This window comes from Sphaerisporangium perillae, from assembly GCF_023276435.1.
Taxonomy (GTDB): Bacteria; Actinomycetota; Actinomycetes; order Streptosporangiales; family Streptosporangiaceae; genus Sphaerisporangium; species Sphaerisporangium perillae.
The window spans coordinates 163,919-177,817 of the sequence record NZ_JALLPO010000018.1; the positions used below are offsets into that span (position 1 = coordinate 163,919).

Annotated in this window: 14 protein-coding genes; 3 read left to right on the forward strand and 11 right to left on the reverse strand. The window is 72.5% G+C overall.

Translation table 11 applies throughout. The features are described 5' to 3' along the window. Nucleotide 1: 1 nt before the first annotated feature. From MYF83_RS19325 to cutA, 9 genes are all read right to left on the reverse strand, one after another. Entirely contained in the window at nt 2-508 is a 507-nt protein-coding gene (locus MYF83_RS19325) for a pilus assembly protein TadG-related protein (protein WP_372500194.1), read from the reverse strand. Continuing rightward, entirely contained in the window at nt 505-870 is a 366-nt protein-coding gene (locus MYF83_RS19330; protein ID WP_248961865.1) for a TadE family protein, read from the reverse strand. Before MYF83_RS19330 ends, MYF83_RS19325 begins: the two co-directional genes overlap by 4 nt. A 41-nt stretch (nt 871-911) precedes the next feature. After that, the gene (locus tag MYF83_RS19335; protein WP_248961866.1) at nt 912-1,157 is read right to left on the reverse strand and encodes a hypothetical protein; all 246 of its coding nucleotides are present in this window, start codon (nt 1,155-1,157) and stop codon (nt 912-914) included. After that, nucleotides 1,158-2,084 (reverse strand): type II secretion system F family protein, encoded by a 927-nt coding sequence (locus tag MYF83_RS19340; protein WP_248961867.1) that lies wholly within the window; start codon nt 2,082-2,084, stop codon nt 1,158-1,160. It abuts the gene before it with no gap. Further along, nucleotides 2,077-2,988, reverse strand: coding sequence for a type II secretion system F family protein (locus MYF83_RS19345; RefSeq protein ID WP_248961882.1), 912 nt, complete (start codon nt 2,986-2,988; stop codon nt 2,077-2,079). The genes MYF83_RS19340 and MYF83_RS19345 overlap by 8 nt, the downstream gene beginning before the upstream one ends. Continuing rightward, a complete protein-coding gene (locus tag MYF83_RS19350) occupies nt 2,988-4,295 on the reverse strand; it encodes a TadA family conjugal transfer-associated ATPase (RefSeq protein WP_248961868.1) in 1,308 nt (435 codons plus the stop codon). Before MYF83_RS19350 ends, MYF83_RS19345 begins: the two co-directional genes overlap by 1 nt. A 40-nt stretch (nt 4,296-4,335) precedes the next feature. Further along, nucleotides 4,336-5,130, reverse strand: coding sequence for a hypothetical protein (locus MYF83_RS19355; RefSeq protein ID WP_248961869.1), 795 nt, complete (start codon nt 5,128-5,130; stop codon nt 4,336-4,338). Between the two features lies 1 nt (nt 5,131). Beyond that, a complete protein-coding gene (locus MYF83_RS19360) occupies nt 5,132-5,833 on the reverse strand; it encodes a hypothetical protein (protein WP_248961870.1) in 702 nt (233 codons plus the stop codon). A gap of 370 nt (nt 5,834-6,203) precedes the next feature. Continuing rightward, nucleotides 6,204-6,557, reverse strand: a complete 354-nt coding sequence (gene cutA, locus MYF83_RS19365) for a divalent-cation tolerance protein CutA (RefSeq protein ID WP_248961871.1) — start codon at nt 6,555-6,557, stop codon at nt 6,204-6,206. A gap of 405 nt (nt 6,558-6,962) precedes the next feature. On the opposite strand from cutA, the gene MYF83_RS19370 reads away from it, so the two are divergent. Beyond that, the gene (locus MYF83_RS19370; RefSeq protein WP_248961872.1) at nt 6,963-7,577 is read left to right on the forward strand and encodes a COG4315 family predicted lipoprotein; all 615 of its coding nucleotides are present in this window, start codon (nt 6,963-6,965) and stop codon (nt 7,575-7,577) included. Between the two features lie 104 nt (nt 7,578-7,681). Beyond that, the gene (locus MYF83_RS19375; RefSeq protein ID WP_248961873.1) at nt 7,682-12,508 is read left to right on the forward strand and encodes a type VII secretion EssC family protein; all 4,827 of its coding nucleotides are present in this window, start codon (nt 7,682-7,684) and stop codon (nt 12,506-12,508) included. Nucleotides 12,509-12,518: 10 nt separating this feature from the next. Here MYF83_RS19375 and MYF83_RS19380 read toward each other — a convergent pair whose 3' ends face one another. Further along, complete coding sequence (locus tag MYF83_RS19380) at nt 12,519-12,968, reverse strand: TadE family protein (protein WP_279339747.1); 450 nt, start codon at nt 12,966-12,968, stop codon at nt 12,519-12,521. Between the two features lie 29 nt (nt 12,969-12,997). Further along, entirely contained in the window at nt 12,998-13,270 is a 273-nt protein-coding gene (locus MYF83_RS19385; protein ID WP_248961874.1) for a WXG100 family type VII secretion target, read from the reverse strand. A gap of 227 nt (nt 13,271-13,497) precedes the next feature. On the opposite strand from MYF83_RS19385, the gene MYF83_RS19390 reads away from it, so the two are divergent. After that, a partial coding sequence (locus MYF83_RS19390; protein ID WP_308201472.1) for a biotin carboxylase N-terminal domain-containing protein occupies nt 13,498-13,899 on the forward strand: 402 nt, incomplete at its 3' end.

The following is a 13,899-nucleotide window of genomic DNA, read 5'->3' on the forward strand; positions in this document are numbered from 1 at the left end:
GTCACGGCTGCTGGTCGCCGGGATCGGGGCCGGCGGTGGCGCTGCCGGACATGTCCGAGCCGGCGAAGCCGAGCGCCGCGAGGAACAAGGCGTCCCAGCGGGCGCTCACCGCGACGGTCACCTCGGCCTGCCCGGCACCGGTCCGGCACCGGGTGAGCTTGATCTTCGCGTCGTCGTGGGCGTCGACGATCTCCTGGGCCCTGCCGCAGACCGCCCGCTCGTCGCCGAGCAGGCGGACCTGGCCGGTGGCCCGGAGGTTCTCGACGTCTATCTGGTCGGCGGCGGCCCGTGCCGCCTGCTCGGCGACGTCGGACGCCCGCAGCCGTGCGTTGATCGCCGCGCCGCCGTCCACCAGCAGGCCGGCCAGCAGGAAGACCACGACCGAAAAGATCACCACAAATACCGACATCGAGCCCCGGTCCGCCCGGAGCCGTGGCACCCGGCCCTTCCGGACATCGTCGTGGAGAGGGGTGGTGTGACTTCCCCGAGCACCCCGGGGCCGCGTCATTCGACCCTCCGGAACTGCTCCAGCGGCACCACCGAGTCGCCCTTCATCCGCTTGGCCGCCCCGAACCCGAGAAAGTCCAGGTTGAGCTCGCAGGTCACGGTCGCCCGGACGCTACCGCCCTCTCGCCAGTCACTGCCGGAAAGGGTGACCACCGGCCGGCACTCGCCGTCGAGCGCGGAGCCGGCGGCGTCGCGCGCGGCACGCTCGGCCGTGCTCCGCGTGCGCTGGACGGAAGCGGCGCGCGCGGCGTCCCTCGCCGCCCCGTTGACCTCGCCCTGCGCCTCGACGACGCGGCCCGCGCCGACGAGGAACATCAGGAAGAGCAGGAAGACCGGCGCCAGCATCACCGTCTCGACCGCCATCGACCCCCGGTCGCGCCCACGTCCGCGTGTGGGGCGCCCGGTCACGGCTTTCCGCCGGTACCGCCGGTACCGCCACCTCCACCGCCGAAGTTGCTCTGGATCTCGGCCTGCTTCTGGGTGACCAGGGTCTTGATCAGCGTGGCCAGGCCGAGGGCCACGCCGGCGATGATGGCGGTGATGATCACCCATTCGACGGCGGAGGCGCCGCGCGAGGGGGCGGTCCTGGCACGGTCGATCCGCACGTGCAGCACGGCGACCAGATAGGTGAACCACGGTGGTGTGAACATCTAGGACCCCAACATCTTCATCGCTGCCGGAAAACTGAGAAAGATCACGAATCCCGCGCAGAGCAGGAGCTGGGCGACCAGCATGGACTGTGAGCGCTCGCCCGCCTGGCCCTCGACCTCGGCGAGCTCGCGCCGCCGCATGGTCGCCGCGCGGGCGGTGAGCGAGGCGCGGACCTTGGCGCCGTCGTCGGCGACCAGCCCCAGCGCCGCCGACAAATCGCGCAGCTCGTCGACGTTGATCTCGTCGCCGAGCCGGCCGAGCGCCTGCCAGGGGGTGATGCCGATGATCCTGGCGTTGGCCAGGGCTTCGCGGATGCGGGCCATCGCCCAGTTGGACGCGTTGGCGCCGTCGCCGACCGACACGGCCATCAGCAGCGCCTCCGGCACTCCCCTGCCGCCCGCCAGGTTCATCGCGACCAGGTCGAGGAAGGCGCCGACGGCGTGCCGGAAATCGCGGCGGCGCACCGCGGCGTCCCTGCGGATCTGCAGGTCGGGGAGGAAGAAGAACACCAGAGCCACGAGCAGCGCCGCCCACAGCGGCACCTGGAGCGGGACACCCCACTCCATCAGCACCAGCCAGGCGGCCAGGATGGGGAACGCCAGCAGCCCCGACACCGCGAGCAGCACCTTGGTGGCGAGATAGCCCTCGAAGGACCTGCCGAGCAGCGCGAGGTCGGCGCGGGTGGAGCGGACCTCCCAGCCACGCGAGGCGTAGAACTGGGCGAGCCGTACACCGACCTCGCGGCGGAAGGCGCTGACCTCCTCGTCGGGGCTGATGAGCCGGAGCCGGTGCGCGTCGTCGCCCTCGCGGACCGAGTCGAGCGCGAGGAGGCGGGCCACCAGCCCCGGCCTCGGCGGGAACAGGGCCCGGATCAGCAGGAACAGCCCCAGGCCGAACACCGCTCCCGCGAGCACGTTCTCAACCATGGGCGGCACCCCCGGCCACCAGCTCGCGATCGAGGGGGGCGCCCGAGGCCGGCCCGAGGAGGCGGGCGGGTTTGTCGAACCGCGCGAGCCGCCGCATCCACGCGAACCCCGCGCCGAACAGCCCCGCGACGACGACCAGCACGGCCTGGCCCAGGAGGGAGTCGTACTCCTCGACGTAGGAGGGATTGAAGACGACCAGCGCCGCCGCGAAGGCGATGGCAGTGCCGACCACGATCTGCACGCTGCGGCGCGTCGCCCGGCGCTCGGCCTCGACCCGCCGGCGCATGTCGAGCTCCTCGCGCGCCGATACCGCGAGCGCGCCGAGCACCTCGCGCAGGCCCGGGCCGCGCAGCTTGGCGTTCAGGATGAGGGCGGCGATCACCAGGTCGGCGGACGGGTCGTCGAGCTCGTCGGCGAACAGCCGCAGCGCGTCGGGCAGCGGCATCCGGGTGTGCAGGCGGTCGACCATGGCGCGCAGGTGGGGGCGGAGCGTCGGCGCCGCCGCCCTGATGGAGGACGGGATGGCCTGTTCCAGGCCCGCCGCGCCCGCGATGGTGTCCCTCAGCGACTCGGTCCAGGCCGCGAGCCCCTCGAGCCGGGTCATGGCCGCCCGCTCCTCCGCGGCCCCGCCGGTCAGCCCGCGCCAGGCCAGGACGAGCAGGACGGCGCCCGCCGCCATGACCGGCCAGCCGGTGATCACCAGCACCATGCCGCCGGTGATGGTCGCGATGGCCGAACGGGTGGACAGCCGGCGCACCAGCTCGCGGCGCCGCGCCCCACGGTCGGGCGTGGCAGGCCCGGGACGCAGACCGTACAGGGCCAGCCCGAACAGGAACAGGCCGCCGCCTATCGCCGCGCCGGCGAGGATCGCCAGCGGATCGAACAGCCCGGCCGGCAACGGCATCACGACCACGCTCCCATCGTCGGGTCGTAGCCGTGGTAGGCCAGGTCGTTGACGCACGCGATGGGGGCGTGCGGCACGGCGTACCCGTCGGGGCCGGGGGCGAAGACCTCCGAGGACAGGACGCGCCCGTCGACCCCGGCGACCTCGCGGACGCTGGCGACATAGCGCCGCAGCCGCCCGCCCTGGTGGTAGTCGTTGCGCTTCTCGATGAAGATCACGAAGTCGATGGCGCCCGCGATCAGCATGTGCGTCGCCTCGATCGGCAGGCGTTCCTCGGCCTGCAGCGCGTAGGTGGCGATGCGGTTGAAGACCTCCATCGAGGAGTTGGCGTGGATGGTCGACAGCGAACCGTCGTTGCCCTGCGTCATGGCGTTGAGCATCGTGACGATCTCGTCGCCCAGCACCTCGCCGACGATGACCCGGCTGGGGTTCATGCGAAGCGACCGCCGCACCAGCTCGGCCATCGTGATCTCGCCCTGTCCCTCCGAGTTCGGCAGGCGGTGCTCGAAGGCCACGACGTTGGGATGCAGCTCGGGGAACTGGTCGAGCCCGAGCTCCAGCGCCCGCTCCACCGTGATCAGGCGCTCGTGCGGCGGGATCTCGTTGGCCAGGGCGCGGAGCAGGGTCGTCTTGCCGGCGTTCGTCGAGCCGGCGATCATGATGTTCTTCCTGGCCGCGACGGCCGCCGACAGGAACCGGCCCAGCTCGGGGGTGAGCGTGCCGTTCCCGACCAGATCGCTGAGGAAGACCTTGCCGAGGCGCGCCCGGCGGATCGACACGGCGGGACGCACCGTGACGTCCATGACGGCCGAGAGCCGCGAGCCGTCGGGCAGGCGCAGGTCGAGCTGCGGGTTGGCGGTGTCGAAGGCACGGCTGGACAGCCCGCTGTAGGCGGCGAGGATCTGGATGAGCTCGATCAGCTCCTCGTCGGACTCGGCCACCGGGTCGTGGACGACCTCCCGGCCGTCGGCGTACCCCACGAACACGCGGTCGCAGCCGTTGACGTCGATGTTCTCGACCTCGGAGTCGTCGAGCAGCGGCTGGAGCCGGCCCACCCCGAACAGCGCGGCGTGGATGCCCGCCGCCAGGGCCTCCTCCTCCTCGGCCGTCGGAGGGGTGCGCCCGGAACCGATCTCGTTGCGGGCGTGCTCCTCCAGCACCTGGGAGATCAGCGCCCGCGCGAACTGGCGCTCGTCCTCCCCGGACATGGGCACCAGCCCGCTGGCCTGGTCGAGCCTGCGCTGGTGAGCCAGCCGGTCACCGACCTCCTGGCGGAACCGCTTCACCAGCGTGTGGTCAATGCTCATGGCTCGCTCCGCTCGCTGCCGTCCGGGCGTGATCGAACGCTCATCTGGCTCGCTCCCCCGATCTCGGGCGGGGGACGTCCGTCACCGGCTCGGCGGCACGGGCGGGCGCCACCCGGGCGGCGAGGCGGCCGGCGAGCTCTCGGGCCGTGCGGATCAGCAGGGAGCGGTCCAGGCGGCCACCCCACTGGCCCCTGAGCAGTTCGGCGCCCTTCGGGTCGTACGCCAGGCCCGCCACGAAGGCGACCTCCCTGCTGGTCGCGGCGACGATGCGGCGCACCTCGTCGATCGAGGCGCGGTAGGACCGGGGGTCGGCGATGACCACCACGCCGACCTGCCCGCCGATGAGCATGAGCCGTTCGCGCAGGTGGGCGACGTGGTCGAGGCTCGGCCGGGTGAACAGCAGCGTCACCTCGGCCTCCGCGACGAGGTCGCTCATCTGCGGATGGGCGCCGAGCCGGCCGCAGTCGGCCAGGACGTCGGCGCCCGGCAGCGCGGCGAGCGCCCGGCCGAGGGGACCCCACAGCCACGTCAGCCCGGCGGCCTGCTCGCCGTTGGTCAGTCCGGTCAGCACGTCGAGGCCGCCGACGAGCTTCTGGGTGTGCTCGTGGACCTGTTCGGGGCGCAGCCCGCGGCGGGCGGTCGCGCCGAGGCTCAGCAGGCCCCGGGACGGGTTGAGCACGCCGCCGTCCACGCTCGGAAGGCGGTAGACCAGGTCGCCGCCGGAGGGGTCGCATTCGGCCAGGAGCACCGGCCGCGGCCAGACCGCCCCGAGCGCCGTCGCGGCTGTGGTCACGCCGGGCGCCCCCTTGTCGGCGGCGAGCGCGATGAGGGCCACGTCAGCCGGCTCCGGCGAGCTTGCCCAGGGCGATCTCACCGCTCGAGGAGTACATGGCGATCGTCGGGGACACCGTCGCGTCCACGACGATGGAGACCAGGCCCGAGTTGCTCCGGTCGCTGTCGCCCACGCTCTCGACCAGGGCGCTCGGTGCGAGCACCTTGCCCTGCGCGGTGCCGCGGCCGGAGCCGGGAACGTACAGGACCTGGACGTGGTCACCCCTCTGGAGGCCCAGCGGCACCTGGCCGGCCTTGAGCGCGAGGCCGAGAGTGACCTTGCCGGGGCCGACCTGCTCGCTGTCTCTGCTGACCATCTGCTCGGTGAGCAGGGTGCCGGGCAGGAGCGTGACCCTGGCGAACGTCGTGGCGACCTCCTGGCGGTGGGCCCAGGCGACGTAGCCGACGCCGGTGTCGGCGATCTGGACCTCTTCCATCGCCTCGGGGACGATCGGCTGGCCAGGGCCGATCTGCTGGGTGATCTGGATGGCGGACACCCGGTCACCGCTGCGCAGAACCAGCAACGTGGTGGCGAGCGCACCGCCGAGGACCAGGAGCAGGGCCAGCGCGGCGAGAGCGGGTTTTCGCTCGCGCGGCGGCACGGGGAGCTTGCGGGAGGCCGGTCCGGACAGCGCGCCCGGCGACCCCGGGCGCTCCGCGTTCGCGGACGCGCGGTCGTCGCGGTCGGATTTCTCGCTGATCCTCATGGGTGGGGGGCTCCCGAATCAGGGACCGGGCCGGCACCCTCACCATGCGCTGATATCGATCAGCATGGGGGGCCGATCGAGATGAACCGCATGACCACGGTGCGGGACGGCATGGTCACGGATATGTAGGACGGGGGTCGCTGGGTTTATCTTCCGGAATTCTCATGCCATTGTGTGCAGCTTGCACCAAGCTCAGGGACAGAAACCGGACCCATGCTTATCCACTATGGATCGGCTGTCAACGGGATGGTCAAGGATCGCAATGGTCCCGCGACGCCGTCGGCAATGATATTTCCGTTGATATTCCCCTTTGTATCGGCAGTATCGTCGGATCACACTTACCACTCTGGTTTCCCTGCGAACCGGCATCCTAACCGCCGTCGCCGCGGGCATCCCCTTCAGGGCCGGGCCGGGTCTCCTCGTCGATCCAGTGCAGGTAGGCATCGAGGCCGCCCTCGACCGGCAGGCAGATGATCTCCGGGGTCTCATACGGATGCGCCTGCCGGAGGTGCTCGGCCAGCTCGCCCGACCGCTCCCGGGTGGTCTTCATGAGCAACAGGAACTCCTCGGCCGTCTCAACCCGCCCTTTCCACCGGTAGGTGCTGGTGATCGGGCCGACGATCTGGGCGCAGGCGGCGAGCCGCGCGGAGACGGCCGACCGGGCCAGCTCCGCGGCCGTGGCGTGGTCGTCCACCGCGACCTGGACCTGGACGTACTGCGGCATGAAGCCCCCTTCGGGTTCACCGGCCCGGCTCTCGCCGCCGGATGTACACAGCTTTATCCACAACTTCAGCCGTTATCCCCCGGCGCACACCCACCCGAATCGTAGCGATATATCCGGTTTAAGGCTGGAAATCACGCCACAAGGTCACGAACTTATCCACAGGCCGGGCGGTTATCCACAGCGGAGCCCACATCCCCTGTGGACAACCCGCCCCCGGCACCGGAGCGCCGACCTAACCACCCGGTGCGGCGTTCTTTTCGTATCGGTCTTTTAACATCAAACCGGACGAAACGAGCATGGACGTACTGAAACCCGCATTAGCGGGAAGGATACCTACGTCTCCCCTCGACACTTGCACAGTCCGGCCCGGATACATGGGGCCGGAGCTCTCGAGAAGGAGGGGTTATGAAGAGAATCCTGGCGTCCAGCGTCGGGCTTGCCACGACCGCCCTGCTGGTAAGCGCATGCGGCGGAGCCGGCGAACCCGCGACGAGCTACAGCAGGGCGGCGGCGAACGCCACCGAGTCCCCGTCGATGGAAACCTCTCCCTACCCCGAGATGTCGCCGACGGCGACCAGCACGGCGACGAGCACCAGCACATCCTCCCCCGGAGCCTCACCGTCGGGGACCGGGTCCATGAGCCCCATGCCCACGCCCCAGAACGCGATGGTCAAGCTCGCGGAGTCCAAGTACGGCAAGATCCTCGTCGGCGAGAACGGCCACACGCTCTACATGTTCGACAAGGACAAGGACGACACCCCAAGCTGCTACGACGCCTGCGCGGTCGCCTGGCCGCCGCTCCTCACGCTGAGCAAGCCCAAGGCGGGACCGGGAGTGATGGAGAATCTTCTCGGCACCGCGACCCGCAAGCAGGGCGAGAAGCAGGTCACCTACAACAAGCACCCGCTCTACTACTACAGCGGCGACAAGAACCCAGGCGAGTACAACGGCCAGGGCAAGAGCGAGTCGGGCGGCAAGTGGTACGTCGTCGGCCCTGACGGCAAGAAAGTGGAGAAGTAGGAAGACGGGCACCCGCAGGTCTGGTTGACGTAAACCTCCGGACCGGACGAACTCCCGTCGCTACGTTGAAGCGCGGGAGAGCCGGACCCCGGAGGAGACGTCGGATGCGGATCATGCTTACCGTGGTCTCAGAGCACGGCCACCGTGACGTCGTCGTCGACGGTGACGAGGAGACCACGGTCGCGGGGCTCGCCGCCGCGCTGGCCGGACCGCCCCGAGAGCGCCGCGGCAACGTCGTGCGCCTTTCGCGCGCCCGCGCCCCGTACGGCCTCGGCGGGCAGGCGCGCCCGCGCGGCCAGGAGGCCCCGTCACTGTGGGTGGACGGCAGGCGGCTGGACCCGGACGCGTCCATCGCGGCCGCGCTGCGGGACGGCGACCTGGTGACGCTCGACCAGCGCGCCGCGGGGTCGACGGTCCTCGCCGAGCCGGGCGGCGTCATCGAGATCAGGGTCACCGGAGGACCCGCCGCCGGATCGGTCCACCGGCTGGGGCTCGGAGTCCACGTCATCGGCTCCGACCCCTCCTGTGCGGTCTCCGTCGACGACCACCACCTGCCCGCGGAGGCGGCGGAGGTGCGCGTCACCCCGGATGAGGTGCTCGTGAGATCCGTGTCGTCCCCCGGCAGGGCGGCCGCGAAGCCGTCGAGAAGGGCCCGGCGGGCCGCCCGGCGGCGGGCCCGGGGCAGGGCGCAAGGCAAGGCGCAGGGCAGGGCCTCCCTCGCCGGCGTGGCGAGCGGTGAGGTCATCGCCGCGCTGACGCGCGGAGCTGCGCACACCGTCCCCCAGCTCGCGGGCGAGCCGGTGAGCACCCCTCGGCCATGGCGCGAGGGAGCACCTCTCACCTGCGGGAACTCCGTCCTCGTCCTGCGGGCCACCGAACCGCCGGACGCCCACCTCGACGCCCTGCCGACCGGCGGCCTCGCCTACAACCGGCCGCCCCGCCTGCGCCCGGCCGAGCGCCGCCGCCGGTTCGAGGTGCCCGCCGAACCGAGCCGGGGAGAGGGCGTGCGCCTCCAGTTGCTGGCGGCCTGCCTGCCCGCGCTCCTCGGGCTGACCATGTTCGTGGTCTTCCAGATCTGGTACTACCTGCTGATCGCCCTCATGACACCGATGATCATGATCGGCCAGGGGATCAGCGACCGGCGGCACGGCCGCAAGAAGTACCGCCAGGCTGTGAAGGCGTACAAGGAGCGGCTGGCCGCCTTCGAGGCCGCGGTCGAGAAGGCCAGGGCCGTCAACGAGCTCGAACGCCGCGCCGCCTCCCCCGACCCCTCCGAGCTGCTGCTGACCGCGACCGGCCCGCGGCGGCGCCTTTGGGAGCGCAGGAGCCACGACCCCGACGCGCTGCGCCTGCGCATCGGCCTCGCCGACCTGCCCGCCGAGATCGAGTTCGTGCCGGAACGCGGTGCCCCCGCCGACATCCCGATGCCCGAGCCGCCGCTGTCGGGCGCCGTGCCGGTGTCCCTGGCCATGCGCCGCCTCGGCGTGGCCGGCATGACCGGGCCACGCGACGTCGCGCTCGGGCTCGCCCGTTCGCTGGTCGGCGCGGCGGTCACCCTGCACAGCCCGCGCGACCTCGCCGTGGTCGTCCTGTCCGCCCACGCCGACGGGGCCGCCCAGTGGAACTGGGCGCGCTGGCTGCCGCACTGCGCGCCCCGCGACGCCGACTGCGTCGCGCTCATCGGCGCCGACCCCGAGGCCGCGGCCCAGCGGGTGTCGGAGCTGGCCGCCCTGATCGGCGAGCGGCTCGGCGACGACGACGCCCTCGGCCTGAGCGCTCTGGCCCCCGCCAAGGGCTGGGGACGCTCGTTCCTCCCCGACGAGGAGCCTCTGTTCGCCGCCTACGACGACCGCCCGTACGACGTGCTGGTGATCCTCGACGGCGCGCAGGTGCTGCGCACCCTGCCAGGCATGCCGCAGGTCCTGCGGCAGGGCCCCCGCGCCGGCGTGTACACGATCGCGATCGACGAGGACCAGCGGCTGCTGCCCGAGGAGTGCGCCACCGTCGTCGACTGCGGTCCCGACGGCTTCGTCCGGCTGCGCGGCGGAGGGCTGGACGCGATCGGCGAGATCCTCGCCGACCAGGTCTCACCCGCCTGGTGCGACCGCCTCGCCCGGTCGCTCTCCCCGCTGCGCGACGTGAGCAGGGACGACGCGGCGGCCGCGCTGCCCGGCTCCGTACGCCTGCTCGACCTGCTGGAACTCGCCCCCTCCGGCCGCACCATCGCAGCGCGGTGGCGGTCGGGAGGCCGCACCACCGAGGTGCCCATCGGCATCGGAGCCGACGGCCCGTTCAGCGTGGACCTGAGCGCGGACGGCCCGCACGCGCTCGTCGCGGGCACCACCGGAGCGGGCAAGTCCGAGCTCCTGCAGACGCTGATCTGCTCGCTCGCCGTCGCCAACCGCCCGGACGAGATGACGTTCGTGCTGATCGACTACAAGGGCGGCGCCGCGTTCAAGGAGTGCGTGCGGCTGCCGCACACCGTCGGCATGGTGAGCGACCTCGACGAGCACCTCACCCAGCGGGCGCTGGCCTCCCTCGCCGCCGAGATCCGCCGCAGGGAGCGGCTGCTGCTCGCGGCCGGGGCCAAGGACATCGACGACTACCAGGAGCTGCGGGACCGCCCGAGCACCGGATCCGGGGTCACCCTCGGCGGGGTCGCGCTCCCCTCGCCGAGGCCCCCGGCGGACGGCGCCGCCTCACCACTGGAGCCGCTTCCCCGGCTCCTGCTGATCATCGACGAGTTCGCCGCGCTGGTGTCGGAGCTGCCGGACTTCGTCGACGGGCTGGTCGACATCGCCCGGCGCGGCCGGTCCCTCGGCATCCACCTCATCCTCGCCACCCAGCGGCCCGGAGGGGTCGTGACCGCCGACATCCAGGCCAACACCTCGCTGCGCATCGCGCTGCGCGTCACCGAGGCCACCGAATCGGCCGACGTCATCAACGGCCCCGAGGCCGCGCACATCTCCAAATCCACCCCCGGGCGGTGCTACGTACGGTCGGGCGTCGGGGCGGCGCAGGCCGTGCAGACCGCGCGGGTCGGCGGGAGGGTGCCGCAGGCCGCGCGGCGCGGCGGCGGGCCGAGAGTCGTGGAGGTCGGCTGGCGCGACCTCGGGCATCCGCTACGCACGGCCGCCGAGGCGGGCGGCACGTCCGGCGCCGAAGGGCCGACGACCGACCTGGCCGTCCTGGTGGACGCCATCGTCGACGCCACCCGCCTGATGGGCATCAGGGAGCAGCCGAGCCCGTGGCTGCCCCCGCTTCCCGACCTTGTCCTGCTGGAGCAGCCCGCCCGCCGCGCGGAGCCCGGGAACGACCGGGGCGAGGTGCCGCCGCTGCGGTTCGGCGTCACCGACCTGCCCTGGGCCCAGGATCGCGAGCCGCTCGCCCTCGACCCCGCCCACGGCGGCCACCTGCTGATCGCCGGCACGGCCCGCACCGGCAGGTCCACGGTCCTGCGGACCCTCGCCGGCTCCATCGCCCTGCACGCCTCGCCCGAGGACGTGCACGTGCACGCGATCGACTGCGGCTCGGGGTCCCTGCTGCCGCTCGTCGCGCTGCCGCACTGCGGCGCGGTGGTCACCCGCGACCAGCTCGACCGGGTCGAACGCCTGCTCACCCGGCTACGCGAGGAGGTCGGGCGCAGGCAGCAGCTCCTCGCCGAGGCGGGGTACGCCTCGCTGGCCGAGGCGAGGGCCGCCGCCAGGCGCGCGTCCCAGGGCGGCGCCGCTCACGGCGGCAAGGGGAGTACGGCTCTGAGCGGTACGGCCCACGCCGGCGCCGATCACGGCGATGCGGCTCAGGACGACGACCCGACGCTCCGGATGCCGTGGCTCGTGCTCATGCTCGACCGGTGGGAGGGCTTCACGGCGGCGTTCGAGGCCTACGACTACGGGCGGCTGCTCGACGCCCTCATGCAGTTGCTCCGCGAGGGCCCGGCCGTGGGGCTGCGCGCCGTGGTGACCGCCGACAGGTCCGGCCTGCTCGGCCAGATCTCGACCCTGTTCGAGGACCGCCTGATCATGCGGCTGGCCGACCCGGCGGACTACGGGCTGGCCGGCCTCCCGCCGCGGGGCATCCCCTCGGTCCTCCCGCCCGGGCGGGCGCTCTCCATCGGGGAGCAGGGCGTCGTGGAGAGCCAGATCGCCCTGCTGTGCGATGACCCGTCCGGGCCGGCCCAGGTCGCGGCGCTGCAGACCCTCGCCCGCACGGCCGCGGAGACGTTCCCCGGGCCGGACTCGCTGCTGCGGGTCGACGCGCTGCCCATGCGGATCACCTCGGCGCAGGCCCTCGACCTGGCCCCCGGTTTCAAGCCGCCCTCGCCGCTGTGGACGCTGCTCGGCGCGGGCGGCGACTGCCTGGCCCCGCTCGGCGTCGACCTGCTGGCGCAGGGCCCGGCCGCCGTGATCGCCGGGCCGGCCCGCTCCGGACGGTCGTCCGCGCTGCTCACGGCCGCCCGCTCGCTGCTCGCGCACGACACCCCGGTCGCCGTGGTGGCCCCCCGCCGCAGCCCGCTACGCGAGCTGTCCGGCGAGCCGGGGGTGCTCGGGATCATCACGGGCGACGGCGAGGACCTGCCCGGCGTGGTCGGGGATCACGACCGGTACGTCGTCGTCGTGGACGACGCCGAGCTGGTCTCGCCCGACTCTCCCCTCGGCATGGCGCTCGAGGGCACCTTGCGCAGCGGCAGGGACGGCGAGCACGCCCTGCTGATCGCCGGGACGACCGGCGACCTGGCGACCGCCTACCGGGGGTTCGTCGCCGAGGCCCGCAAGGCGCGCACCGGGCTGCTGCTGGCGGTGCAGAGCCCGGCGGACGGCGACCTGTTCAACGTGCGGCTGCCGCGCGGCGCCGTCGGCGGCCCGCCCGGCCGCGGCCTCCTCGTGATCTCCGGCACCCCCACCCCGATCCAGACCGCGCTCAGCACCTGACGGCGGCGGCCTACTGGCAGCCTTGGTCGCCGTCGTCGGGGCGGAAACATTCGATGGGGCCGCCGAAGGTGGAGGTGATCCTGAACGACATGCCGGGGAGCAGGGGGACCACGGCGACGGCGTCGCCCTCGACGACCACGCCGCGCTGGTCGCCCCTCTCCCACGCCCGTACCTCGACGGCCTGGAGCATCTTGGGCCCGACGGTGCGCACGATGCCGCGCGCGCGGGCCTCGGCGGCCTCCTGCCAGCCCCCGGCGCCGGTGCCCGCCGCCCGGGCGACGCGCGCTCCCTCACGGGCCGCGGCGTCGGCGACCTGCCTGCTGTGGAAGACCAGCGTGAACTGCACGATGAGCAGGATCACTACAAGCACGACCGGCATGATCAAGGCCAGTTCGATGACGGAGGCGCCGCGGTCGTCTCTCCGCCTCCGTCCGGCCGGCGGCGCGCCGGTCACCTTCATCGGGACACGCCCCGCCGCGAGGCGAGCCGCTATCGGGTCGCGGACTCGATGTTGCCGCGGTAGGTGGTGATGATGCGGGACGCCTCGGTCAGCTCCTCGGACATCCTCTGGAACGCCTGCCGGTAGTTCTGCCAGGCACCGCCGAACCGCACCGCTCCCGGACCCGTCCAGGCGCTGCCGACCTTGGCCGCCTCGCGGTCGAGCGCCGCCATCGTCTGGCGCACCTGCTCGGCCTGCTGCGTGAACTGGGCGGCCATGTTCTGCATTTCCGCGGGGTCGCCGCCGAGCAAGCTCTGGCTCATGCCGGTCTCCTTCGGGATCGTCTGCATACAGGGGGTAGCCAAACGCCCCTACCTTAGACGTCAAACCCCTCAGACGCACCGGTTATACCGAGTGATTATCAGCGTCGGCCCGGACAAATGATCTGGAATCGCGCAAGTATGCGGGGGGGTAGGGGGTCACGGCAGATCAGAGGCCGCTTACACTCCGTGGAAGGCGCGAAAGGCCCTGGAGGAAAGGGACGACCTCGGTGCAGAAGGTCCTCATCGCCAATCGTGGCGAGATAGCGGTGCGGATTGCCCGCGCATGCAAAGACGCCGGCCTGACCGGCGTCGCGGTGTACGCCGACCAAGACCTCGACGCACTCCACGTGCGCATGACGGACGAGGCCTACGCGCTGGGCGGCCAATCCCCCGCGGAGACCTACCTGGACATCGGCAAGCTGCTGCGCATCGCGGCCGAGTCCGGCGCCGACGCCGTCCACCCGGGGTACGGCTTCCTCGCCGAGAACTCCGCCTTCGCCCAGGCGGTGATCGACGCCGGCCTGACCTGGATCGGCCCGCCGCCCGCCGCGATCGACGCCCTCGGCGACAAGGTCCAGGCCCGGCACATCGCGCAGCGCGTCGGCGCGCCGCTGGTCGCCGGGACGGCG

Bases quoted from the DNA above. Each gene is read 5' to 3' on its own strand.
- MYF83_RS19335 (WP_248961866.1), bottom strand. From the start codon at position 1,157: ATGTTCACACCACCGTGGTTCACCTATCTGGTCGCCGTGCTGCACGTG.
- MYF83_RS19375 (WP_248961873.1), top strand. From the start codon at position 7,682: ATGCGGATCATGCTTACCGTGGTCTCAGAGCACGGCCACCGTGACGTC.
- MYF83_RS19325 (WP_372500194.1), bottom strand. From the start codon at position 508: ATGACGCGGCCCCGGGGTGCTCGGGGAAGTCACACCACCCCTCTCCAC.
- MYF83_RS19360 (WP_248961870.1), bottom strand. From the start codon at position 5,833: ATGAGGATCAGCGAGAAATCCGACCGCGACGACCGCGCGTCCGCGAAC.
- MYF83_RS19345 (WP_248961882.1), bottom strand. From the start codon at position 2,988: ATGCCGTTGCCGGCCGGGCTGTTCGATCCGCTGGCGATCCTCGCCGGC.
- MYF83_RS19385 (WP_248961874.1), bottom strand. From the start codon at position 13,270: ATGAGCCAGAGCTTGCTCGGCGGCGACCCCGCGGAAATGCAGAACATG.
- MYF83_RS19380 (WP_279339747.1), bottom strand. From the start codon at position 12,968: ATGAAGGTGACCGGCGCGCCGCCGGCCGGACGGAGGCGGAGAGACGAC.
- MYF83_RS19370 (WP_248961872.1), top strand. From the start codon at position 6,963: ATGAAGAGAATCCTGGCGTCCAGCGTCGGGCTTGCCACGACCGCCCTG.
- MYF83_RS19350 (WP_248961868.1), bottom strand. From the start codon at position 4,295: ATGAGCATTGACCACACGCTGGTGAAGCGGTTCCGCCAGGAGGTCGGT.
- MYF83_RS19340 (WP_248961867.1), bottom strand. From the start codon at position 2,084: ATGGTTGAGAACGTGCTCGCGGGAGCGGTGTTCGGCCTGGGGCTGTTC.
- cutA (WP_248961871.1), bottom strand. From the start codon at position 6,557: ATGCCGCAGTACGTCCAGGTCCAGGTCGCGGTGGACGACCACGCCACG.
- MYF83_RS19330 (WP_248961865.1), bottom strand. From the start codon at position 870: ATGGCGGTCGAGACGGTGATGCTGGCGCCGGTCTTCCTGCTCTTCCTG.